At 58.4% G+C, this 24,483-nt stretch carries 20 protein-coding genes; all 20 read right to left on the reverse strand.

Annotated elements, in window-relative coordinates; all coding sequences use genetic code 11:
* Positions 1-293: 293 nt before the first annotated feature.
* A complete protein-coding gene (eno, locus tag SB725_RS06300; RefSeq protein WP_410921440.1) occupies positions 294-1,583 on the reverse strand; it encodes a phosphopyruvate hydratase in 1,290 nt (429 codons plus the stop codon).
* A gap of 156 nt (positions 1,584-1,739) precedes the next feature.
* Entirely contained in the window at positions 1,740-2,585 is an 846-nt protein-coding gene (gene kdsA, locus SB725_RS06305) for a 3-deoxy-8-phosphooctulonate synthase (protein ID WP_007949350.1), read from the reverse strand.
* Positions 2,586-2,590: 5 nt separating this feature from the next.
* Complete coding sequence (locus SB725_RS06310; RefSeq protein WP_027924986.1) at positions 2,591-4,222, reverse strand: CTP synthase; 1,632 nt, start codon at positions 4,220-4,222, stop codon at positions 2,591-2,593.
* Between the two features lie 274 nt (positions 4,223-4,496).
* Positions 4,497-5,825: a tRNA lysidine(34) synthetase TilS gene (gene tilS / locus SB725_RS06315; RefSeq protein WP_410921441.1), complete on the reverse strand. Its 1,329-nt coding sequence runs from the start codon at positions 5,823-5,825 to the stop codon at positions 4,497-4,499.
* A 133-nt stretch (positions 5,826-5,958) separates the two neighbouring features.
* Positions 5,959-6,906 (reverse strand): acetyl-CoA carboxylase carboxyltransferase subunit alpha, encoded by a 948-nt coding sequence (locus SB725_RS06320; protein ID WP_027924984.1) that lies wholly within the window; start codon positions 6,904-6,906, stop codon positions 5,959-5,961.
* A gap of 151 nt (positions 6,907-7,057) precedes the next feature.
* Entirely contained in the window at positions 7,058-10,579 is a 3,522-nt protein-coding gene (gene dnaE / locus SB725_RS06325; RefSeq protein ID WP_027924983.1) for a DNA polymerase III subunit alpha, read from the reverse strand.
* 76 nt (positions 10,580-10,655) lie between these two features.
* Positions 10,656-11,282, reverse strand: a complete 627-nt coding sequence (rnhB, locus tag SB725_RS06330; protein ID WP_059181543.1) for a ribonuclease HII — start codon at positions 11,280-11,282, stop codon at positions 10,656-10,658.
* Positions 11,283-11,293: 11 nt separating this feature from the next.
* Complete coding sequence (lpxB, locus tag SB725_RS06335) at positions 11,294-12,424, reverse strand: lipid-A-disaccharide synthase (protein ID WP_027924981.1); 1,131 nt, start codon at positions 12,422-12,424, stop codon at positions 11,294-11,296.
* A 2-nt stretch (positions 12,425-12,426) separates the two neighbouring features.
* A complete protein-coding gene (gene lpxA / locus SB725_RS06340) occupies positions 12,427-13,203 on the reverse strand; it encodes an acyl-ACP--UDP-N-acetylglucosamine O-acyltransferase (RefSeq protein WP_027924980.1) in 777 nt (258 codons plus the stop codon).
* Positions 13,200-13,640 (reverse strand): 3-hydroxyacyl-ACP dehydratase FabZ, encoded by a 441-nt coding sequence (gene fabZ / locus SB725_RS06345; RefSeq protein WP_008154051.1) that lies wholly within the window; start codon positions 13,638-13,640, stop codon positions 13,200-13,202. Before fabZ ends, lpxA begins: the two co-directional genes overlap by 4 nt.
* Before the next feature lie 108 nt (positions 13,641-13,748).
* Entirely contained in the window at positions 13,749-14,804 is a 1,056-nt protein-coding gene (lpxD, locus tag SB725_RS06350; RefSeq protein WP_027924979.1) for a UDP-3-O-(3-hydroxymyristoyl)glucosamine N-acyltransferase, read from the reverse strand.
* 2 nt (positions 14,805-14,806) lie between these two features.
* Entirely contained in the window at positions 14,807-15,310 is a 504-nt protein-coding gene (locus SB725_RS06355) for an OmpH family outer membrane protein (protein ID WP_010462812.1), read from the reverse strand.
* 45 nt (positions 15,311-15,355) lie between these two features.
* Positions 15,356-17,746, reverse strand: a complete 2,391-nt coding sequence (gene bamA, locus SB725_RS06360; RefSeq protein ID WP_027924978.1) for an outer membrane protein assembly factor BamA — start codon at positions 17,744-17,746, stop codon at positions 15,356-15,358.
* Between the two features lie 74 nt (positions 17,747-17,820).
* Positions 17,821-19,173: a sigma E protease regulator RseP gene (rseP, locus tag SB725_RS06365; protein WP_059181545.1), complete on the reverse strand. Its 1,353-nt coding sequence runs from the start codon at positions 19,171-19,173 to the stop codon at positions 17,821-17,823.
* Between the two features lie 53 nt (positions 19,174-19,226).
* Positions 19,227-20,417 (reverse strand): 1-deoxy-D-xylulose-5-phosphate reductoisomerase, encoded by a 1,191-nt coding sequence (gene ispC / locus SB725_RS06370; RefSeq protein WP_410921442.1) that lies wholly within the window; start codon positions 20,415-20,417, stop codon positions 19,227-19,229.
* Positions 20,414-21,220 (reverse strand): phosphatidate cytidylyltransferase, encoded by an 807-nt coding sequence (locus tag SB725_RS06375; RefSeq protein WP_027924975.1) that lies wholly within the window; start codon positions 21,218-21,220, stop codon positions 20,414-20,416. Before SB725_RS06375 ends, ispC begins: the two co-directional genes overlap by 4 nt.
* The gene (gene uppS / locus SB725_RS06380) at positions 21,220-21,975 is read right to left on the reverse strand and encodes a polyprenyl diphosphate synthase (RefSeq protein WP_027924974.1); all 756 of its coding nucleotides are present in this window, start codon (positions 21,973-21,975) and stop codon (positions 21,220-21,222) included. Before uppS ends, SB725_RS06375 begins: the two co-directional genes overlap by 1 nt.
* A gap of 13 nt (positions 21,976-21,988) precedes the next feature.
* Positions 21,989-22,546, reverse strand: a complete 558-nt coding sequence (gene frr / locus SB725_RS06385) for a ribosome recycling factor (protein ID WP_007949335.1) — start codon at positions 22,544-22,546, stop codon at positions 21,989-21,991.
* Complete coding sequence (gene pyrH, locus SB725_RS06390; protein WP_003172271.1) at positions 22,543-23,286, reverse strand: UMP kinase; 744 nt, start codon at positions 23,284-23,286, stop codon at positions 22,543-22,545. Before pyrH ends, frr begins: the two co-directional genes overlap by 4 nt.
* Before the next feature lie 211 nt (positions 23,287-23,497).
* Entirely contained in the window at positions 23,498-24,361 is an 864-nt protein-coding gene (gene tsf / locus SB725_RS06395; protein ID WP_007949329.1) for a translation elongation factor Ts, read from the reverse strand.
* Positions 24,362-24,483 lie beyond the last annotated feature (122 nt).

Raw genomic sequence — 24,483 nt, forward strand, 5'->3', positions numbered from 1 at the left:
GCAAAAACATTGAAGCTTCTGATAGCACGAAGCCTGGAAAATCCAGGCTTGTGCTTATAAGGCATCAGATTAGTGGCAAAAACGTCGCTGTAGCGATTTTTCCGACACAATCCGGTGTCTTTTTACCATGCAGTGCCGTGCCTCACCAATACGCGCCTTTTTGACGAGTGACTGTTGTTGTCAGACAAGGCGCCGCGACGAGTCATAGCTGGCTATGGCGAGGAGCGGCAACGCAGTATGACGACAAAAGGCACCGTCAAAAAGGCGCAGTATTGGCGAGGCACGGCACTCTATCAACCGCGGAACTCGGCACGACCGTTGTACTTGGCTTTGCCATTCAACTGCTCTTCGATACGCAGCAGTTGGTTGTACTTGGATACGCGGTCGGAACGGCACAGGGAACCGGTCTTGATCTGGCCAGCCGAGGTGCCCACCGCCAGGTCGGCAATGGTCGAATCTTCGGTTTCGCCGGAGCGGTGCGAGATCACGGCGGTGTAACCAGCGGCCTTGGCCATCTGGATGGCTTCCAGGGTTTCGGTCAGGGTGCCGATCTGGTTGAACTTGATCAGGATCGAGTTGGCGATCTTTTTATCGATGCCTTCTTTCAGGATCTTGGTGTTGGTCACGAACAGGTCGTCGCCTACCAATTGGACTTTCTCGCCGATCTTGTCGGTGAGGATTTTCCAGCCAGCCCAGTCGGACTCGTCCAGGCCGTCTTCGATCGAGATGATCGGGTAACGCTCGGTCAGGCCTTTCAGGTAGTCAGCGAAACCTTCAGCGGTGAACACCTGGCCTTCGCCGGACAGGTTGTATTTGCCGTCTTCGTAGAATTCGCTGGCCGCGCAGTCCAGTGCCAGGGTCACGTCGGTGCCCAGCTTGTAACCGGCGTTGGCCACGGCTTCGGAGATCACTTTCAACGCGTCTTCGTTGGAAGCCAGGTTCGGTGCGAAACCCCCTTCGTCACCCACCGCAGTGCTCAGGCCACGGGCCTTCAGAACAGCTTTGAGGTGATGGAAAATCTCGGTGCCCATGCGCAGACCTTCCGAGAAAGACTTGGCGCCAACCGGCTGAACCATGAATTCCTGGATGTCGACGTTGTTATCGGCGTGCTCGCCACCGTTGATGATGTTCATCATCGGAACCGGCATCGAGTAAACACCCGGGGTGCCGTTCAGGTTGGCGATGTGCGCGTACAGCGGCAGGTCCTGGTCCTGTGCTGCTGCCTTGGCCGCGGCCAGGGAAACGGCGAGGATCGCGTTGGCGCCCAGGGAACCTTTGTTTTCAGTACCGTCGAGCTTGATCATCGCGTGATCCAGCGCTTTCTGGTCGCTTGGGTCTGTACCTTTCAACAGGTCGCGGATCGGACCGTTGATGTTGGCGACGGCTTTGAGCACGCCTTTGCCCAGGTAACGGCTCTTGTCGCCATCACGCAGCTCGAGCGCTTCACGCGAGCCAGTGGAAGCACCGGACGGCGCGCACGCGCTACCGATGATGCCGTTATCGAGAAGCACGTCCGCTTCCACGGTGGGATTGCCACGGGAGTCGAGAACTTCACGACCTTTGATGTCGACGATTTTTGCCATTGTTGTAAACACTCCAAAGTTGACGAAAACGACGCAGCTAGAGGAAATCTTTTACCGTCGGCAAGTGGTGTGCAGCGGGCAGACTTGCGGACGATAAGGCTCAGGCCCGAGGGCCTGAGCAACAAATCGTGCGGTACTTTACCGGAGAAATGAGGTTTACGCGGTCTCTACCGTCGGAAAACTCTTCACCAGTTCGTCCAGGGCTTTGAGCTGGGCCAGGAATGGCTCCAGTTTGTCCAGACGCAAGGCGCAAGGGCCGTCGCACTTGGCGTTGTCCGGGTCCGGGTGGGCTTCGAGGAACAGACCGGCCAGCGACTGGCTCATTCCTGCCTTGGCCAGGTCAGTGACCTGGGCGCGACGACCGCCGGCGGAATCGGAGCGACCACCGGGCATTTGCAGCGCGTGGGTCACGTCGAAGAACACCGGGTATTCGAACTGCTTCATGATGCCGAAGCCGAGCATGTCGACGACCAGGTTGTTGTAGCCGAAGCTCGAACCGCGTTCGCAGAGGATCAACTGATCGTTGCCCGCTTCCACGCACTTGCTCAGGATGTGTTTCATCTCGTGCGGTGCCAGGAACTGGGCTTTCTTGATGTTGATCACCGCGCCTGTCTTGGCCATCGCGACCACGAGGTCGGTCTGGCGCGACAGGAAGGCCGGCAATTGAATGATGTCGCAGACTTCAGCGACGACCGCGGCCTGGTCAGGCTCGTGGACGTCGGTGATGATCGGCACGCCGAAGGCTTGCTTGATGTCCTGGAAAATCCGCATGCCTTCTTCCAGGCCGGGGCCACGGTAAGAGGTCACGGAGGAACGGTTGGCCTTGTCGAAGCTGGCCTTGAACACATAAGGGATGCCGAGTTTCTCGGTAACCTTCACATACTCTTCGCAGACCTGCATCGCCATGTCGCGGCTTTCCAGCACGTTCATGCCACCGAAAAGCACCATTGGCTTGTCGTTGGCAATCTCGATATCGCCTACGCGGATGATCTTCTGCGCCATCAGATTTATGCCTTCTTCTGGTGTTGAATCAATGCTGCTTTAACGAAACCGCTGAACAACGGGTGACCGTCGCGTGGCGTCGAGGTGAACTCAGGGTGGAACTGGCAAGCAACGAACCATGGATGATCCGGAGCTTCAACCACTTCAACCAGCGCGCCGTCACCGGAACGACCGGTGATTTTCAGACCGGCTTCCATAATCTGCGGCAGCAGGTTGTTGTTCACTTCGTAGCGGTGACGGTGACGCTCGACGATGACGTCTTTGGCGTAGCAGTCGTGCACCAGCGAACCCGGCTCCAGCAGGCACTCCTGAGCACCGAGGCGCATGGTGCCGCCCAGGTCAGACGATTCGGTACGGGTTTCGACCGCGCCGGTAGCATCTTCCCACTCGGTGATCAGACCCACGACCGGATGGCCGCTGGCACGATCGAACTCGGTGGAGTTGGCATCTTTCCAGCCCAGCACGTTACGAGCGAACTCGATCACGGCCACTTGCATGCCCAGGCAGATGCCGAGGTACGGAACCTTGTTTTCGCGAGCGTATTGAACGGCGGTGATCTTGCCTTCCACGCCACGCAGACCGAAGCCGCCAGGTACGAGGATCGCGTCAACACCTTCCAGCAGCGCGGTGCCCTGGTTTTCGATGTCTTCGGAATCGATGTAGCGCAGGTTGACCTTGGTGCGGTTGCTGATGCCGGCGTGACTCATCGCTTCGATCAGCGACTTGTAGGCGTCCAGCAGTTCCATGTACTTGCCGACCATCGCGATGGTCACTTCGTGTTCCGGGTTCAGCTTGGCATCAACCACCGCTTCCCACTCGGAGAGGTCAGCGCTGCCGCATTGCAGGCCGAAACGCTCGACGACGAAATCATCCAGGCCCTGGGAATGCAGGATGCCCGGGATCTTGTAGATGGTGTCGGCGTCTTCCAGCGCGATCACTGCACGCTCTTCAACGTTGGTGAACTGCGCGATCTTGCGGCGCGAAGAGATGTCGATCGGGTGATCGGAACGGCAAACCAGCACATCCGGCTGCAGGCCAATGGAACGCAGTTCCTTGACCGAATGCTGGGTCGGCTTGGTTTTGGTTTCGCCGGCCGTGGCGATGTACGGCACCAGTGTCAGGTGCATCAGCATTGCGCGCTTGGCGCCGACTTCGAAACGCAATTGGCGGATCGCTTCCAGGAACGGTTGCGACTCGATGTCACCCACGGTGCCACCGATCTCGACCATCGCCACGTCGGCATCGCCAGCGCCCTTGATGATCCGGCGCTTGATTTCGTCAGTGATGTGCGGGATCACCTGGATGGTTGCGCCCAGGTAATCACCACGGCGCTCTTTGCGCAGCACGTGCTCGTAGACACGGCCGGTGGTGAAGTTGTTGTTCTGGGTCATGGTCGTGCGGATGAACCGCTCGTAGTGGCCCAGGTCCAGGTCGGTCTCGGCGCCGTCATGGGTGACGAACACTTCACCGTGCTGGAACGGGCTCATGGTGCCCGGGTCAACGTTGATGTACGGGTCCAGCTTCAGCATGGTGACCTTAAGTCCCCGCGCCTCCAGGATGGCCGCCAATGAAGCCGATGCGATGCCTTTCCCCAATGAAGAAACAACACCGCCCGTGACGAATATGTAGCGCGTCATGAAAAACCCTAGAAGTCTGCGTTAAAGCGGTCCGAGCCGCCGGGGAAAGCGAAGGAAGGCCGAAGCCCCCGATCACCTGCATTAATCACAGTGCACCTTTCAAAAAAACCGCCGCGTTGGGACAGACCGGCAGATAAAACACCGGTGCGTTGCTCGCTACACATTTTTTGGAATCGCCCAGCAAAGACTGCTTGGTAATCGGCAACTCCTGCAATTCAGGCGAATCCACAGAAGTTGTATCAAGAAGGGAGCGTAGTCTACCGGAAAGCCCCTTTCAGCTCAAACCTTGATCTTCGCCAGGTGGCTGCCAATGCAAAAGCCAGCCGTCCTGCCCACTGCCATTCAAGCCCTGTACGCTGCCCACTGCCAGCAATTGCTCGTCGCGACAGAGCAGCGGCAATCTGCCACGGGCGAAGGCCGGAACCCCACGCTCATTGAGCAAACGCTTGAGGTCGCGGTGGCCGCGATCAGCTAAATGCATGACCTCACCTCCCTCACGATAGCGGATTTGCAGCGGGCCATCGGGGATTTGCCCGGTGAGCGTGAGCAGACCATTTTCCGGCAACGCCAGCGACTTCGAAGGATCGGTCCAATGCACGGCAGGCGGCGGATTGCGCAGCCAACAGCCCGACAGCCACCAGATACGCCCGGCCGACCGATGCAGCTCGCCATCCGCCAGCCGCCAGACCGGACGCGCATCACCCGTAGCGTCGCGCACATCTTCCCAACCCGACCAATGGTCGCTGTCCGGCAATCGAGTCAGCGCTGCGAGCCAATGGCTTAGCGCATTGCGTTGACGAGCGGCGGAGAGTCGTAAAAGAGGAGCGAGCGCCAATGAGGGCACGCCCAGCCAGTCAAAATCATTGACCGTCGTCGCTTCGGCCAGATCGATTTGCGCCAGCTCATCCAGCAATGCCTGTGCTTCGCTCAAGTGCGCGGCGCTGCGAGCCATGGTCGCCATCGCTTGCGGCCAGCGCTCGGTCAATACCGGGAACACCTGATGCCGCAGATAGTTGCGCGAAAACTGCCGATCCTGGTTCGAAGGGTCTTCGATCCAGTGCAGTTGATGCTCCGTTGCATACGCTTCGAGTTCGGCGCGACTGACATCCAGCAAGGGTCGCAGCAGATAACCCCGCCCCAACGGACGCGCGCTCGGCATCGCCGACAGACCTCTCACCCCCGCCCCGCGCAACAGTCGAAACAACAGGGTTTCCGCCTGATCGTCACGGTGCTGAGCAGTCAGCAGCAGTTCATTGGCCTGAGTGGCTTCAACGAATGCGCCATAGCGCGCATCCCGGGCGGCACGCTCGAGGCTGGCGCCGGATTGAACCTGAACATGAACGACGTGTAGCGGCACACTCAAGGCATTACAGACGGATTGGCAATGTGCCGGCCACGCATCAGCCGCGACCTGAAGGCCGTGATGGACATGGATAGCGCTGAGCGCAGGCAGGGATTCGGTTTTTGCCAGGTGGGCGAGCAAGTGCAGGAGGACGGTGGAATCGAGCCCACCACTAAAGGCGATGCGCCAGGCCGTAGCATTGCGCCACGGTTTCAAATTCTGCAAAAGCCTGGCAGGCAGATCAATCATTGGCCGACTCATGGCGTTCCCTTTGCACAAAACAAATGTGGGAGCGAGCCTGCTCGCGATAGCAATCTAACAGCCAACAGATTAGTTGAATGTTAAGCCGCCATCGCGAGCAGGCTCGCTCCCACATGGGAAAAGCGAGGTCAGATCAGAGACCGTAGCTCATCAGTCGCGCGTAACGACGGGCCAGCAGCGCGTCGTTGTCGAACTTCTTCAGCATCGCCAGTTGTGAGCTCAGTTCGGCACGGATCGAGGCGGCCGCAGCGGCAGGGTCACGGTGTGCACCGCCCAATGGCTCGCTGATGACCTTGTCCACGATACCCAGGCCTTTCAGGCGCTCGGCGGTGATGCCCATGGCTTCAGCGGCGTCCGGGGCCTTCTCGGCGGTTTTCCACAGAATCGAGGCGCAACCTTCCGGCGAAATCACCGCGTAGGTCGAGTACTGCAGCATGTTCAACTGATCGCAAACGCCGATCGCCAACGCACCACCGGAACCGCCTTCACCAATTACGGTGGCGATGATTGGGGTTTTCAGGCGCGACATGACACGCAGGTTCCAGGCGATCGCTTCACTCTGGTTACGCTCTTCAGCGTCGATACCAGGGTAAGCACCCGGGGTGTCGATGAAGGTCAGGATCGGCATCTTGAAGCGTTCGGCCATTTCCATCAGGCGGCACGCCTTGCGGTAGCCTTCCGGACGCGGCATGCCGAAGTTGCGGCGAACCTTCTCGCGCACTTCACGGCCTTTCTGGTGACCGATGATCATCACCGGCTGGTCGTCCAGACGGGCGATACCACCCACGATGGCAGCGTCATCGGAGAAGTGACGGTCACCGTGCAGCTCGTCGAACTCGGTGAAGATGTGTTCGATGTAGTCCAGGGTATAAGGGCGTTTCGGGTGACGCGCCAGACGTGCGATCTGCCAGCTGGTCAGCTTGCCGAAGATGTCTTCGGTCAGCGTGCTGCTTTTGTCCTGCAGGCGGGAGATCTCATCGCCGATATTCAGCGAATTGTCGTTACCGACCAAGCGCAACTCTTCGATCTTGGCTTGCAGGTCGGCGATCGGCTGTTCGAAATCTAGAAAATTCGGGTTCATAGGCGTCCGTCTTGGGTCGACGTCCAAGAGAGCTTGGGCCGGCCGGTTGTCTATTCGCGCCCTACCTTAAGGGACAGGCGCGTTCAGGTCGAGATTAAAAATTGGGTCGAGATCAGGGGCAGCTCTGAATCACAAGGATGTCACCTGACCGTCAACGGTATTGGAGGAAGACGTTGTCTCGCCCGAACTGGTCACGCAAGGCTTGAATCAACGCATCCGCCGGATCGATTCGCCAGGTCTCGCCAAACTGCAGCAAGGCCTTTGCATCGGGGCTCGTGTACTCCATGGTGATCGGGCATGCGCCGCGATGCCGCTTGAACAACTCACCCAGCCAGCGTAGCTGATCACCCTTCAAATCCTTGGTCTGCAACTTCAGGCGCAGGCTCTCGGCAAGGTTGGTGCGCGCATCTTCCATGCTCATTACGCGCTTGACCCGCAGCTTCAGGCCGCCGGAGAAGTCGTCATTGCTGACCTCACCTTCGACCACCACCATTGCATCCGTCTGCAACAGCGACTGCGCGGTATGGAACGCCTCGGCAAACAGCGACGCCTCGATCCGTCCGGAGCGGTCATCGAGGGTGATGAAGCCCATCTTGTCGCCCTTTTTGTTCTTCATCACCCGCAGGGCGATGATCATGCCGGCGACGGTCTGGGTATCGCGGGCCGGTTTCAAATCGATGATGCGTTGACGGGCAAAGCGACGGATTTCACCTTCGTATTCGTCAATCGGGTGACCGGTCAGGTACAGGCCCAGGGTGTCTTTCTCCCCTTTCAGCCGTTCCTTGAGCGTCAGTTCCTTGGCCTTGCGGTGGCTGGCGTAGACGTCGGCGTCTTCTTCGACAAACAGCCCGCCGAACAGGTCGGCATGGCCGCTGTCCTGAGTGCGAGCAGTTTGCTCGGCAGCCTTGATCGCCCCTTCCATCGCCGCCAGCAGCACCGCGCGATTCTGGTCGATGCTCGCTTGATAAGCTTTCGGCTCGTCATGGAAATAAGGCCCCAGACGATCCAGCGCACCGCTGCGGATCAAACCGTCGAGGGTACGTTTGTTGATCCGCTTGAGATCGACACGGGCGCAGAAATCGAACAGGTCCTTGAACGGACCGTCCTGGCGCGCCTCGGTGATCGCCTCTACCGGACCTTCGCCCACACCCTTGATCGCACCGAGGCCGTAAATGATCCGGCCTTCGTCATTCACTGTGAACTTGAACTCGGAGGCATTCACATCCGGCGCGTCGAGGCGCAGCTTCATGCTGCGAATTTCCTCGATCAAGGTCACGACCTTGTCGGTGTTGTGCATGTCCGCCGACAGCACCGCCGCCATGAACGGTGCCGGGTAATGGGTTTTCAGCCACGCGGTCTGGTACGACACCAGGCCATACGCCGCGGAGTGGGATTTGTTGAAGCCGTAACCGGCGAACTTCTCTACCAGGTCGAAAATGTTACCGGCAAGGTCCGCATCGATGTTGTTGGTCGCGCAGCCCTCAATGAAACCGCCGCGCTGCTTGGCCATTTCTTCGGGCTTTTTCTTACCCATGGCCCGACGCAGCATGTCCGCACCACCGAGGGTGTAACCGGCCATGACCTGGGCAATCTGCATCACCTGTTCTTGATACAGGATGATGCCGTAAGTCGGTGCCAGTACCGGTTTGAGGCCTTCGTACTGGTAATCCGAGTGCGGGTACGCGAGTTCGGCGCGACCGTGCTTACGGTTGATGAAGTCGTCCACCATGCCCGATTGCAACGGGCCCGGACGGAACAAGGCCACCAGTGCGATCAAGTCTTCCAGGCAGTCGGGCTTGAGCTTCTTGATCAGCTCCTTCATGCCGCGGGATTCGAGCTGGAACACCGCCGTGGTTTCGGCTTTTTGCAGCAGCGTGTAGGTCGGCTTGTCGTCCAGCGGAATGAACGCAATGTCCAGCGGCGGCTGATCGACCTTGGCGCGGTCGCGGTTGATGGTTTTCAGCGCCCAGTCGATAACCGTCAGGGTCCGCAGACCGAGGAAGTCGAACTTCACCAGACCGGCGGCTTCAACGTCATCCTTGTCGAACTGGGTTACCAGGCCGTCACCGGCTTCATCGCAATAGATCGGCGAGAAGTCGGTCAGTTTGGTCGGCGCAATCACTACACCACCGGCGTGTTTACCGACGTTACGCACAACGCCTTCAAGCTTGCGGGCCATCTCCCAGATTTCGGCGGCTTCTTCATCGACCTTGATGAAGTCACGCAGGATCTCTTCCTGCTCATAGGCCTTTTCCAGGGTCATACCGACTTCGAACGGAATCATCTTCGACAGACGATCCGCCAAACCATAGGACTTGCCCTGCACCCGCGCCACGTCCCGGACCACAGCCTTGGCCGCCATGGAACCGAAGGTGATGATCTGGCTCACCGCGTTGCGACCGTATTTCTCGGCCACGTATTCAATTACCCGATCGCGACCGTCCATGCAGAAGTCGACGTCGAAGTCGGGCATCGATACCCGTTCCGGGTTGAGGAAACGTTCGAACAGCAGGTCGTATTCCAGCGGGTCGAGGTCGGTGATCTTCTGTACATAAGCCACCAGCGACCCGGCGCCCGACCCCCGGCCCGGACCTACCGGCACGCCGTTGCTCTTGGCCCACTGAATAAAGTCCATCACGATCAGAAAGTAACCGGGGAACCCCATCTGGATGATGATATCCAGCTCGAAATTCAACCGGTCGACGTAGACCTGACGCTTGGCCTCGTAGTCTTCCGTGGTGTCTTTGGGCAGCAGAACGGTCAGGCGCTCTTCCAGGCCATCGAACGACACTTTGCGGAAATACTCGTCGATGGTCATGCCATCGGGAATCGGGAAGTTGGGCAGGAAGTGCTTGCCCAATTTCACTTCGATGTTGCAGCGCTTGGCAATTTCGACGGTGTTTTCCAACGCCTCGGGCAGGTCACTGAACAGCTCGGCCATTTCCTCGGCGCTTTTGAGGTATTGCTGGTCGCTGTAGTTCTTCGAACGCCGCGGATCGTCGAGGGCGCGGCCCTCACCGATGCAAACGCGGGTTTCGTGGGCGGCGAAGTCTTCCTGCTTGATGAAGCGCACATCGTTGGTTGCGACCAGTGGCGCGCCGATTTTCTCGGCCAGGGCCACGGCACCGTGCAACTGCTCTTCGTCGTTGGGGCGGTTGGTGCGCTGGATTTCCAGGTAGAAACGATCCGGGAACACCGCCATCCATTCGCGCGCGAGGTTTTCCGCTTCAGCCGGGTTGCCACTGAGCATGGCCAGACCGATTTCGCCCTCTTTCGCCGCCGACAGCATGATCAGGCCTTCGCTGGCTTCGGCGACCCATTCGCGCTCGATGATCACCGAGCCGTTGCGCTGGCCGTCGATGAAGCCACGGGAAATCAGTTCGGTCAGGTTGCGATAGCCGACCGCGTTCATGGCCAGCAGGCTGATCCGGCTCAGGGCGTTGTCCGGGTCCTTGTTCGACAACCACAAGTCGGCACCGCAGATCGGCTTGATCCCGGCGCCCATGGCGGCTTTGTAGAATTTGACCAGGGAACACATGTTGTTCTGGTCGGTGACCGCTACGGCAGGCATGTTCATGCCGACCAGGGTCTTGACCAGCGGTTTGATCCGCACCAGACCGTCGACCAGGGAATATTCAGTGTGCAGGCGTAGATGAACGAATGAAGCCGGCATAGTGATCCTGTCTAGAAACGTGAAGACAACAAGGCCCGGATTGTACCGGGCCTTGAGTAAAACATCAGCCTTGCGACTAACTCTCGATCAGACTTTCCCGCGCCTCGTACGCCAGGCGCACCGGGGCGAACGAGCGGCGGTGAATCGGCGTCGGGCCAAGGCGGGCCAGCGCTTCCAGATGAACGGGCGTCGGGTAGCCTTTGTGCCCGCCGATGCCGTAACCGGGGTAAATCAGTTCGAATGCCGCCATCTCGCGGTCGCGGCTGACCTTGGCCAGAATCGATGCCGCGGCAATGGCCGGAACCTTGCCGTCGCCCTGCACCACCGCTTCCGCGCGCATGGGCAGTTTCGGGCAACGATTGCCGTCGATCATCGCCAGTTTCGGCTGGATGTGCAGCCCTTCGACCGCGCGCTGCATCGCCAGCATGGTGGCGTGCAGGATGTTCAGTTCGTCGATCTCTTCCACTTCGGCCCGAGCGATGCACCAGCTCAGGGCCTTTTCGCAGATTTCGTCGTAGAGCTTTTCGCGGCGGGCTTCGGTGAGCTTCTTCGAATCGTTGAGGCCGAGGATCGGCCGACTCGGATCAAGGATCACCGCAGCCGTCACCACGGCACCGCAGAGTGGACCGCGACCGACTTCGTCAACACCGGCAACCAATTCCTCGACTTCAGCGACCAAGGTGAAATCCAGCCCCATTTGCATGCTTGTTTTACTCATTGTACTTGGCCGATCAGCTTCAGCACTGCATCCGCAGCCTGGTTGGAGGCGTCCAGACGCAAGGTCCGGTGAATTTCGTCGAAGCCGCGAGTCTGTTCTTCACCACCCTCGATCAGTGGCGATAGCGTCTGAGCCAAGGCTTCGACCGTTGCATCGTCCTGCAGCAACTCGGGCACTAACAGACGCTGTGCCAGCAGGTTCGGCAAGGACACGTAAGGGCTTTTCACCATGCGCTTGAGAATCCAGAACGTCAGGGGCGCCAGTCGATACGCCACCACCATCGGCCGCTTGTACAGCAATGCTTCAAGGGTCGCCGTACCGGAAGCGATCAGAACCGCATCACAGGCGGCCAGCGCCAGATGGGATTTGCCATCGAGCAAGGTCAGCGGCAGATCGCGGCCGGCCAACAATTCTTCAAGCTGCGCACGGCGCTCCGGGTTGGCGCACGGCATGACGAAACGCACGCCAGGGCGCAGGGCTCGCAAACGCTGAGCGGTGTCAAGGAACAACGCACCAAGGCGCCCCACTTCGCCGCCGCGACTGCCGGGCATCAGCGCAACCAGCGGACCGTCCGGTAAATCAAGTTCGGCACGCGCCGCGGCCCGATCAGCCTCAAGCGGGATCGCATCGGCCAGGGAGTGCCCGACGAACCGCACCGGCACGCCCTTCTCTTCATAGAATTTTGCTTCGAACGGGAACAGCGTCAGCATCAGGTCGCAGCCTTCGCGAATCTTCAGCACACGCTTCTGCCGCCACGCCCATACCGACGGGCTGACGTAATGCACGGTCTTGATCCCGGCCTGACGCAGCTTGAGTTCGATATTGAGGTTGAAGTCCGGGGCATCGATACCGATGAACACGTCCGGTTTCTCGGCGATCAGGTCGGCGATCAGCTTCTTGCGCCGCGCCATCAGTTCGCGCAATCGGCCCAGCACTTCCACCAGGCCCATGACCGAAAGACGTTCCATCGGGAAATACGAGGTCAGGCCCTCGGCTTGCATCAACGGACCACCGACACCGATGAACTCCACCGCAGAATGCTGAGCCTTGAGTGCGCGCATGAGACCCGCGCCCAGAATGTCACCGGAAGCCTCACCCGCTACCAGCGCGATACGCAGATTAGCCATGATTAACGGGTGATGCCGCGAGTCGAAGACTGGATGGAATCACGGAACACCGCGACTTCCGGGAACTGATCCGAGGGCTCGGCCAGTTCGGTGAGTGCTTGCTCGACGGTCAGGCCCTGGCGGTAAACAACCTTGTAGGCACGACGCAGCGCGTGGATTGCGTCTTCGCTGAAACCACGACGACGCATGCCCTCGAAGTTCATGCTGCGCGCTTCGGCAGGGTTGCCAAACACGGTGACGTACGCTGGAACGTCCTTGCCAATGGCCGTGCCCATGCCGGAAAAGCTGTGGGCGCCAATGTGGCAATACTGATGAACCAGGGTAAAACCGGAGAGGATCGCCCAGTCTTCAACGTGCACATGGCCGGCCAACGCCGTGTTGTTGACCAGGATGCAGTGGTTGCCGATGACGCTGTCGTGACCGATGTGGGCATAGGCCATGATCAGGTTGTGATCGCCCAGGGTCGTTTCCGAACGGTCCTGAACGGTCCCGCGGTGAATCGTCACGCCTTCCCGGATGACGTTGTGGTCACCGATGACCAGACGGGTTTCTTCGCCTTTGTATTTCAGATCGGGCGTGTCCTCACCTACCGACGAAAACTGGTAGATGCGGTTGTGCTTACCGATTCGGGTCGGGCCTTTGAGAATCACGTGCGGCCCGATCACTGTTCCCTCGCCGATTTCCACACCTGCGCCGACGATCGACCACGGGCCGACCTCGACGTCGTCGGCCAGAATGGCCGTCGGATCGATGATTGCGCGAGGGTCAATCAAACTCATAGTTTGCGTTCCGCACAGATGATTTCAGCGGAGCAGACTGGCTTGCCGTCGACCGAAGCCTGGCATTCGAACTTCCAGATCTGACGCTTGCAGCTGATGAAGCGGGCCTCGAGGATCAACTGATCGCCTGGGGTGACAGGCTGGCGAAAACGCAGCTTGTCGGAGCCGACGAAGTAGTAGAGCGTGCCGTCGGCAGGCTTCACGTCGAGCATTTTGAAGCCAAGAATGCCGGCAGCCTGAGCCATCGCTTCGATGATCAGTACGCCCGGCATGATTGGATGCGCAGGGAAGTGACCATTGAAAAACGGTTCGTTGATGCTGACATTCTTGTAGGCGCGAATGCGCTTGCCTTCCACATCCAGATCCACGACCCGGTCCACCAGCAGGAACGGGTAACGGTGAGGCAGGTATTCGCGAATCTCGTTGATGTCCATCATTTCGGGGGGAAGCCTATGTAAAGATTGGGAGCGTGCGACTGACGCGCGCCCCTCTAGCAAATCAAGCAGGCAGTCTAACGGCTGTGCACACTTGATATGGAAATGGTATCAGCCATCTGATGAAGCATTACCGTCAGGGGTCACTTCCCCTACACGCTTTTCCAGCTGTCGCAGACGCCGCGCGATGTCATCGAGCTGACGGATGCGAGCCGCGCTTTTGCGCCATTCGGCTGCTGGCTGCATGGCCGTACCGGAAGAATAGGCGCCCTTTTCGGTAATCGAGTGGGTCACCATGGTCATCCCAGTGATGAAAACGTTGTCGCAAATTTCGATATGACCTACCAGCCCGACACCGCCAGCGAGCATGCAATGCTTGCCGATTTTGGTGCTGCCGGAGATCCCGACACAGGCGGCCATGGCGGTGTGATCACCGACCTGAACGTTGTGGGCGATCTGGATCTGGTTGTCGAGCTTCACGCCATTACCGAGAACGGTATCGGCCAATGCGCCGCGGTCGATAGCGGTATTCACGCCAATCTCCACATCATCGCCGACCAACACGCCACCGATCTGGGCGATTTTCTGCCAGACACCTTTCTCGTTGGCAAAGCCGAAGCCTTCGCCGCCGAGTACGGCACCTGACTGAATCACCACACGCTTACCGATGCGCACATCGTGGTACAGCGTGACCCGCGGGGCGAGCCAGCCACCTTCGCCAATTTCGCAACGGGCACCGATGAAGCAATGCGCGCCGATAGTCACGCCGGCAGCAATACGTGCCGCGCTTTCGATCACCGCAAAGGCACCAATACTCGCGGCCGGGTCAACCACCGCGTCCTCGGCCACAACGGCTGTCGGATGAATTCCGGCAGCCGCTTTCGGTTTTGGATCGAAGAGGTGGGAAATACGCGCGTAGGCCAGATACGGGTCAGGCACCACCAGCGCATTACCGGCAAAACCTTCGGCATCAGCGGCCTTCAGCAACAGCGCTGCGGCCCGGCTGTCTGCCAGGTATTTACGGTATTGAGGGTTTGCGAGAAAGCTCAACTGAGCTGGGCCAGCCTCTTGCAAAGTGGCTAGCCCAGTAATTGCTTTCTCCGGGTCGCCACGTAGCGTGGCGCCGAGGAACTCGGCCAATTGGCCAAGCTTTATAGTCGCAGTCATAGTTACTTCAGCTGATTCATGCGCTCGATAACCTGGCGAGTGATGTCGTACTGAGGTTTGACATCAATCACTGCGCCACGCTCGAAGACCAGGTCAAAAGCACCTTTCTTGATGACTTCTTCCACAGCACTGTCCAGTTTCGGCTTCAGCTGCTTCAGCATTTCACGGTCGGCAACGGCTTTGGCTTCATTCAGCTCCTTGGACTGGAACTGGAAGTCACGGGCCTTTTGCTTGAACTCGAGCTCAAGGCGTTCACGCTCGCCTTGCTGCATCTTGTCGCCACCAGCCATCAGACGGTCCTGAATGCCTTTGGCGCTGCTTTCCAGCGTCTTGAGCTTGCTCAGTTGCGGACCAAATTTCTTCTCGGCATCCACGGCGTATTTCTTGGCCGCGTCGGATTCCAGCAGTGCCATCTGATAGTTCAGAACGGCGATTTTCATGTCGGCAAAAGCCGGGCCTGCTACCAGTACGGTGGCGAGGAGAACCAATTGAGTCAACTTACGCACGATGCACCCCTACAAAATCCATTGTCATTATTTTGGGGCAGACGCTTAGAACGTCTGACCAAGAGAGAATTGGAACACTTGAGTTTCAGCGTTATCCGGTTCTTTTACTGGCATTGCCAGCGCGAAACTCAGCGGACCCAGCGCAGTGACCCATGTCACACCTACACCGACGGAACTGGCCATGTTGCTGAGGCTGATGTCGTTGCACTGCGTATTGGACTTCGACGCAGGATTAGTGTTGGTCGTCTGCTCGCACTTGGAGTCGAACACGTTACCCACATCCCAGAATACCGAGGTACGCAGGGAACGTTGATCCTTGACGAACGGCAGCGGGAACAGAATCTCCGCACCACCTTGAATCAGGACGTTACCACCGAATGGCAGTGGATCCTGATCCGGGTCAGCCAGCGTGCCCGGGTTACCGGTAGATCCTTGACCACGGCTCGGCGTACTGCGCGGACCCAATGTACTGTCCTTGAAGCCACGAACCGAGTTGAAACCACCAGCATAGTAGTTTTCATAGAATGGCAAGCCATCGGTCGAACCGTAACCATCGCCATAACCCAATTCAGTGTGCAGGCGCATGGTGTAGTTCTCAGACAATGGCTGGAACAACTGGCCACGGTAATCGAGCTTGAAGAACGACAGGTCGCTACCTGGTGTAGTGACTTCCGCCGTCAGGCTTTGAGAATGACCACGGGTCGCCAATACGCCTTTGTTCAGGGTGGACTCGGACCAGCCGGCCGACGCCTTGAAGTTCAGGTACTGATCGCCTTCACGGTTAACAAAGTCGAAGATTTCGTCGACGGTGTATTGACCGGTCTTGATCTTGTCTTGCTGTGCCGTCAGGCCGAAGGTCAGACGCGACGTCTCGCTGATCGGGTAACCGACGCTCACGCCAGCACCCAGGCTGTCTACGGCATAGCTGGCTACGTCGACGTCGAGGTCTTTGTAGTCGGTGGTGCGATAGAAAGCGTTGTAGCCCAGGCTCACACCGTCTGCAGTCCAGTACGGGTCGACATAACCGAAGTTATAGCGGCTCTGGTATTCGCTTTTGGTCAAGCCGATGCTGACCTTGTTACCGGTACCCAGGAAGTTGTTCTGGGTGATCGAGCCACCGAGGATCAGGCCGGCACTTTGCGCGAAACCGATACTCGCAGTGATCGAACCGGAAGCTTGTTCTTCAACGCTGTAGTTCACGTCAACCTGGTCATCGACGCCCGGTACAGCCGGGGTTTCGACGTTCACTTCTTTAAAGAAGCCCAGACGCTCAAGACGGGTCTTGGATTGATCGATCAGGTAGGTCGAAGCCCAGCCACCTTCCATCTGACGCATTTCACGGCGCAGCACTTCGTCTTCGGACTTGGTGTTGCCACGGAAGTTGATGCGGTTAACGTAGGCACGCTTGCCCGGATCGACAGCGAAGGTGATGTCGACAGTGTGGTCTTCATCGTGAGGCTGAGGCACGCCGCTGACGTTGGCGAAGGTGTAACCCTCGTTACCGAGGCGGCGAGTGATCAGTTCCGAGGTGGTGGTCATCAGCTTGCGCGAGAACACCTGGCCTTTCTGAACCAGTAGCAGGGACTTGACCTGATCTTCAGGGACTTTCAGGTCACCGCTCAGCTTGACGTCACGAACGGTGTACTTCTCGCCTTCGTTGACGTTGACAGTGATATAGACGTGTTTCTTGTCCGGGGTAATCGATACCTGGGTCGAAGCGATATCCATATTGATATAGCCACGGTCCAGGTAGTAGGAGCGCAGACGCTCCAGGTCACCGGAGAGTTTTTCACGGGCGTACTTGTCGTCGTTCTTGAAGAAGGACAACCAGTTGGTGGTCTTCAGTTCGAACAGGTCGATCAGGTCTTCGTCAGGGAAGACCGTGTTACCCACCACGTTGATGTGCTGGATAGCCGCGACGGTGCCTTCGTTGATGTTGACCTTCAAGCCGACGCGGTTACGTGGCTGCGGTACCACTTCGGTGTCGACGGTGGCCGAGTAGCGACCCTGAGCGACGTATTGACGCTGCAGTTCGTTACGCACACCTTCGAGCGTGGCACGCTGGAAGATCTCGCCTTCGGCCAGACCGGATTGTTTGAGGCCCTTCATCAGGTCTTCAGTGGAGATCGCCTTGTTACCCTCGATCTCGATACTCGCGACCGATGGGCGCTCGACTACCGTGATGACCAGGACGTTGCCATCGCGGCCCAGCTGGATATCTTGAAAGAACCCGGTTTTGAACAAAGCACGAGTGGATTCCACCAGGCGACGATCGTCCGCCTGTTCGCCGACGTTTAACGGCAAAGCACCAAAGACGCTACCCGCGGAGACCCGCTGGAGGCCATTGACGCGAATATCAGAGATAGTGAAGGACTCGGCGTGAACTTCGGCGATCATCAATACGGTGAGAACCGCAGTTAGCAGCAGACGTTTCATGAAGTCCTTTCTTATTCCAACTGGCAATAAACAAACTGCCGCAAAATGCGGCAGATTCGCAATTCAGCGAAGTGTTACAGACGGCCCAAATCATTGACCAGAGCAAGCAACATCACCCCGACCACCAAACTGATACCGATCTGCATCCCCCAACCCTGCACCCGATCCGACAAGGGACGACCACGCGCCCACTCGATCAGATAAAACAACAAATGCCCCCCATCCAGTACAGGAATAGGCAACAAATTCAGAACTCCCAGGCTAATACTCAGATAAGCAAGGAAATTCAGGAAATCAGCAACGCCCGACTGGGCAGAAGCGCCCGCCACTTTAGCAATGGTTATCGGTCCACTCAAGTTTTTTACCGAGAGCTCACCGAACAACATTTTCTTGAGCGAATCGAGGGTCAGTACACTCATGGTCCAGGTGCGTCGAGCACCCTCTCCAATCGCGGCCACAGGACCGTAACTGACTTCGCGAATCATCTCTGGTGGCCAATCGACCGCTTTCACCCCGGCCCCCATGTAACCGGTAGGCGCCTTGCTCTCGCCGCGAGCGGCCAGCGTCACAGGGACATCGATTTGAGCACCATCGCGCTCGACGCGCAGCATGATTTTGGTATCCGGATGCATACGGACGGTGTCGACCACTTGTTGCCAGTCGTCCAGCGCCTTGCCATCCAGAGCCAGCAAGCGATCGCCGGTCTTCAGGCCAGCAGCCTGCGCCGGCCCTTTAGGGTCAAGTTCGGCCAACACGGGCGGCAACGCCGGACGCCAAGGACGGATACCCAGTGAACGGATCGGATCCGGTTCGTCAGCACCCTTGAGCCACTTATCCAGCATCAGCTCGCGAGGAGAGTCCGCAGTGGAACCCTGCTCACGCACCAACAATTGAAGTGAACCGCTCTCGCCAAGACGGCGAACCAGTTGCAGATTCACCGAAGCCCAGCCGGTCGTTGGCTCGCCATCGATGGCAACTATTTCCTGACCCGCAGTCAAACCGGCCTTGGCGGCAATACTGCCGGATTCGACCGCACCGATAACCGGCCGTACCTGCTCGCTGCCGAGCATTGCCAAGACCCAGAAAAAAACCATGGCCAGCAGAAAGTTGGCAATCGGGCCGGCAGCCACGATTGCGATACGCTGGCCGACAGATTTGCGATTGAAAGAATGTTCGAGCTGATCGGCCGGCACTTCGCCTTCACGCTCATCGAGCATTTTCACGTAGCCGCCCAACGGGATGGCAGCCACTACGAACTCAGTGCCTTTCTTGTCGTGCCAGCGCAGCAACGGCATGCCGAAGCCTACGGAGAAACGCAGCACTTTGACCCCACAGCGACGTGCGACCCAGAAATGGCCGAATTCGTGGAAGGTAACCAGCACACCCAAAGCCACCAGGGTGCCGACAATCATATAGAGCGCGCTCATCTATTTTCTCCGCAATCCTATCCGGTGCTGCATGGACCAACGTATTGCAGCACTTACCGCCCGTGACGACTCAACCATTGCCCGGCCAGTACTCGCGCTTTCGCGTCAGCCGTGAACACGGCCTCGAGATCATCCACCGCCACTACAGGCTCGAGGTTCAACACTTCCTCGATGATACTCGCGATTTCCGGGTAGCGAACCCGCCCGTCGAGAAACGCCGCCACAGCCACTTCATTCGCCGCATTCAGCATCGCCGGTGCGCTATTACCAGCCTCGGCAGCCTGACGCGCCAGGCGCAGGCAAGGGAAACGTTCTTCATCGGGCGCATGGAAGTCCAGGCGCGCAATGGTAAACAGGTCCAGCGGCGCCACACCCGAGTCGATACGCTCCGGCCAGGCCAGGGCATTGGCGATCGGTGTTCGCATGTCCGGATTACCCAACTGCGCGAGCACCGAACCATCGACGTAGTCGACCAGAGAATGAATCACGCTCTGAGGGTGAATCACCACTTCGACCTGGGACGGTTTGGCATCGAACAGCCAGCAGGCCTCGATCAGCTCGAGCCCTTTGTTCATCATGCTGGCCGAATCGACCGAAATCTTGCGCCCCATGGACCAGTTTGGATGAGCGCACGCCTGGTCGGGGGTAACATGCGTCAGTTCAGACAAAGGTGTCTGTCGGAACGGACCGCCAGAGGCCGTCAGAAGAATCCGACGCACGCCAACCACACCCAGCCCACGGGCGAAATCCTGCGGCATGCACTGGAAAATCGCGTTGTGTTCACTGTCGATCGGCAGCAGCACCGAGCCGCTTTTGCGCACGGCCTGCATGAAAAGGGCGCCGGACATGACCAGCGCCTCCTTGTTCGCCAGCAGAATCTTTTTGCCCGCCTCGACCGCCGCCAGGGTCGGACGCAAGCCCGCCGCGCCAACGATGGCCGCCATGACGGCATCGACTTCAGGATCGGAAGCAACCTGACACAGCCCCTCCTCCCCTACCAGCACACGGGTCGACAGGCCGGCCGCGCGCAAATCGTCCTGCAGGGTTCGGGCAGCATCGGCTTGCGGCACGACCGCAAACCGCGGCGTATGACGCACACACAGGGCCAACAGCTCACTCAAGCGAGTGAACCCGCTCAAGGCGAACACCTGATAACGCGCAGGATGACGAGCAATCACGTCGAGGGTGCTCAGACCAATCGAACCGGTCGCCCCCAGCACAGTAATCTGTTGAGGGCGGCTCACGGTGCAGCCATCCACAACAGCACGGCAAATACCGGGATCGCAGCCGTCAGGCTGTCGATTCGATCAAGCACACCACCATGCCCCGGCAGCAGGTTACTGCTGTCCTTGATGCCTGATTGACGCTTGAACATGCTTTCGGTGAGGTCACCCACCACCGAAATGAAGACAATCACTGCCGCGCCGATCAACCCCATCAGCATCTGGGCGAAACTCCAGTCGCGCACCAGGCCGACGATTGCGGTGATGACCAGGCTCAGCACCAGGCCTCCGTAAACGCCTTCCCAGCTCTTGCCGGGGCTGACCTGTGGCGCCAGTTTACGCTTGCCGAAGGCACGACCGGAAAAGTACGCGCCGATATCGGCACCCCAGACCAGCACCATCACCGCCATGATCAACCAATTCCCCAAGGGCTCCTGTTTGATCTGGACCAGACCTTGCCAGGCCGGCAACAGAATCAGCAAACCAATCATCAGCTTGCAGGCGGCACTGGCCCAATGTTCGCTGGAACGCGGATAGGTCAGCACCAGATACGTCGCCACCGCCCACCAGAGCACCGAAGCGCCCAGTACCCAGGGCGCAAGCCCCGGCAGGATGTGCATGACAAACAGCATCAACGCGACCACTGCAGCATAGGCAATGCGAATCGGCTGGGCGGTAAAACCGGCCAGCCGCGCCCATTCCCAGGCACCAAGCGTCACGACCAGCCCGATGAACAGCGCAAAACCGGACCCTTCGAGCAGGAAAAACCCGCACAAAGCGATCGGTAGCAGGATCAGTGCGGTGATGATTCGTTGTTTAAGCATTAAACCCGGGCTCCAGCCTCGACCTGCTCGCTCGTTTTACCGAAGCGGCGCTGGCGAGAAGCGAAATCGGCCAGCGCACTTCGCATGGCATCGTGTTTGAAGTCCGGCCAGAACAGGTCGGAGAAGTACAACTCGGCATAAGCCAGCTGCCACAGCAGGAAGTTGCTGATGCGGTGTTCGCCACCTGTACGGATGCACAAATCTGGCAACGGCAGATCGCCCGTGGCCAGACAGGTTTGCAGCAATTCCGGAGTGATGTCTTCCGGGCGCAAATGCCCGGCCTGAACTTCCCGCGCCAAACGCTGAGCGGCTTGCGCAATGTCCCACTGACCGCCGTAGTTGGCGGCGATCTGCAGGACAAAACGGTTGGCACCGACGGTCATCGCTTCGGCTTCACGCATGGCAGCTTGAAGCTCGGGGTGAAAGCGCGAGCGATCACCGATGATGCGCAGACTGATGTTGTTGTCATTGAGGCGCTTGGCCTCGCGACGCAATGCCTTGAAGAACAGATCCATCAAGGCACTGACTTCATCTGCAGGGCGCTGCCAGTTTTCACTGGAGAAAGCGAACAGGGTCAGCACCTCGACCTTGGCCTCGGCGCACACCTCGATTACCGCACGAACCGCATCCACGCCCGCTTTATGCCCGGCGACACCCGGCATAAAGCGCTTCTTCGCCCAGCGATTATTACCATCCATGATGATCGCGACATGGCGCGGCACCGCGGACGGCGCAGTCTGCTTGGTCTTATCCATGAAAACGCGACCCTTATACGGCCATCAGGTCGGCTTCTTTCTGCTTGGTGGCCGCATCGATGTCAGCCTCAGCCTTGTCGGTCAGCTTCTGGATATCGGCAGCGGCACGACGTTCTTCGTCTTCGCTGATTTCCTTGTCCTTGACCAGCTTCTTAAGGTCACCCAAGGCATCGCGACGAATGTTGCGCACGGCAACACGAGCATCTTCAGCGGCACTGCGCGCCTGTTTGGTGAAGCCCTTGCGGGTTTCTTCAGTCAGGGCAGGCATGGAGATCAGCAGCAACTCGCCCAGGTTGGTCGGGTTGAGGTTCAGGCCAGCACTCTGGATCGCCTTGTCGACGGCCGCGAGCATGTTGCGCTCAAACGCGACGACCTGCAGGGTGCGGGAGTCTTTTACCGTGATGTTGGCCACTTGGGTAATGGACGTGTCTGTGCCGTAGTACGGCACCATCACGCTACCCAGGATGCTTGGGTGAGCCTTGCCGGTACGAATCTGACCAAATGCATGGTTCAGAGAGTCCAGGGATTTCTGCATGCGCTCTTGAGCGTCTTTCTTGATTTCATTGATCATTGTTGGCCTTCCTCGATCAGGGTCCCTTCAGCGCCACCATGCACGATATTCAGCAGGGCGCCGGGCTTGTTCATGTTAAAGACGCGCAATGGCATCTTGTGGTCGCGGCACAGGCAAATGGCCGTCAGATCCATCACGCCCAGCTTGCGATCCAGCACTTCATCGTAAGTCAGATGATCGAACTTCTCGGCATGCGGGTCTTTGAATGGGTCAGCGGTGTAGACGCCATCGACCTTGGTCGCCTTGAGCACGACATCGGCATCGATTTCGATTGCACGCAAGCAGGCCGCCGAGTCCGTGGTGAAGAATGGATTACCGGTACCCGCCGCGAAAATCACGACTTCCTTGGCGTTCAGGTGGCGCATGGCTTTGCGGCGATCATAGTGATCGGTCACGCCCACCATGGAAATAGCCGACATCACGATGGCCGAGATATTGGCACGTTCCAGCGCATCGCGCATGGCCAGGGCGTTCATCACAGTGGCCAGCATGCCCATGTGGTCGCCCGTCACCCGATCCATGCCGGCCGCGCTCAGCGCTGCACCGCGGAACAGGTTGCCACCACCGATCACCAGACCGACCTGAACGCCGATACCGACCAGCTGGCCGACTTCCAGCGCCATGCGATCCAGAACTTTCGGATCGATCCCGAACTCTTCCGAGCCCATCAGGGCCTCGCCGCTAAGCTTGAGTAGAATGCGTTTATAGCGAGCCTGATAACCACTGCCCTGCTGAGCCATTGCGAATCTCTCCTGCGGCGTATTTTAAAAAATTCTTTGCGAGCTGTTTACAGCTGCGTTCACTCTAGCTTGGCGCTGCTTCAGCGCCATCGGAACATGGCTTTGTAAGCCAGTTCCAACGGGAAACCAATTAAAAATTGGCGGCCCATCTGAAAAGAGGCTGCGCGCGTAAGCGGGCAGCCTCTTCAGGGCGACAGTTTAAAAAACCGTCTTACGACTTGGCAGCAGCCAGCTGGGCAGCAACTTCTTCAGCGAAGTTGTCGACTGGCTTCTCGATGCCTTCGCCTACTTTGAAGTAGGTGAAAGAAACGATTTCAGCACCGGCTTTCTTGGCCAGTTCGCCAACCTTGATTTCAGGGTTCTTGACGAACGCCTGCTCAACCAGGCTTGCTTCAGCCAGGAACTTGCTGATACGGCCTTTGACCATATTTTCAACAATGTTTTCTGGCTTGCCTTTGATTTTTTCTTCGTTCAGCTGCAGGAACACAGCTTTTTCACGCTCGATTGCTTCGGCAGAAACTTCCGAAGGCAGCAGGAACTCTGGGTTGCTGGCCGCTACGTGCATAGCGATGTCTTTGGCCAGTTCAACGTTGCCGCCTTTCAGGACAACTGCAACACCGATCTTGTTGCCGTGCAGGTAACCACCAACAACATCACCTTCAACGCGTACCAGGCGACGGATGTTGACGTTTTCGCCAACCTTGCCAACCAGTACCAGGCGATCAGCCTCTTGAGCGGCGATCAGCGGAGCGACGTCGGTCAGTTTGTCAGCGAACGCTTTTTCAACGCTAGCAGCAACAAATGCCTTGAAGTCGTCCTGCAGGGCCAGGAAGTCAGTCTGCGAGTTCACTTCCAGCAGAACAGCAGATTTGCCGTCTTCTTTCAGAGCGATAGCGCCTTCTGCAGCCACGTTGCCTGCTTTCTTGGCAGCCTTGATTGCGCCGGAAGCACGCATGTCATCAATGGCTTTTTCGATGTCGCCGTCAGCCTTTTCCAGGGCTTTCTTGCAATCCATCATGCCTTCGCCGGTACGCTCACGCAGTTCTTTAACCAACGCTGCAGTAATTGCTGCCATTTTCAAAATCCTCTTGGATAGGTTTTCAACCATTCCACCCGATCGAACGGGCGATCAATTCTTCCCGAACCACCGTTGTAAGCCGCTGCACGTTACAGCTCTGCAAGTGCGGGGCCGACAAA

Source organism: Pseudomonas sp. SIMBA_041 (assembly GCF_046535095.1).
In the GTDB taxonomy this organism is placed as follows: Bacteria; Pseudomonadota; Gammaproteobacteria; order Pseudomonadales; family Pseudomonadaceae; genus Aquipseudomonas; species Aquipseudomonas mucoides.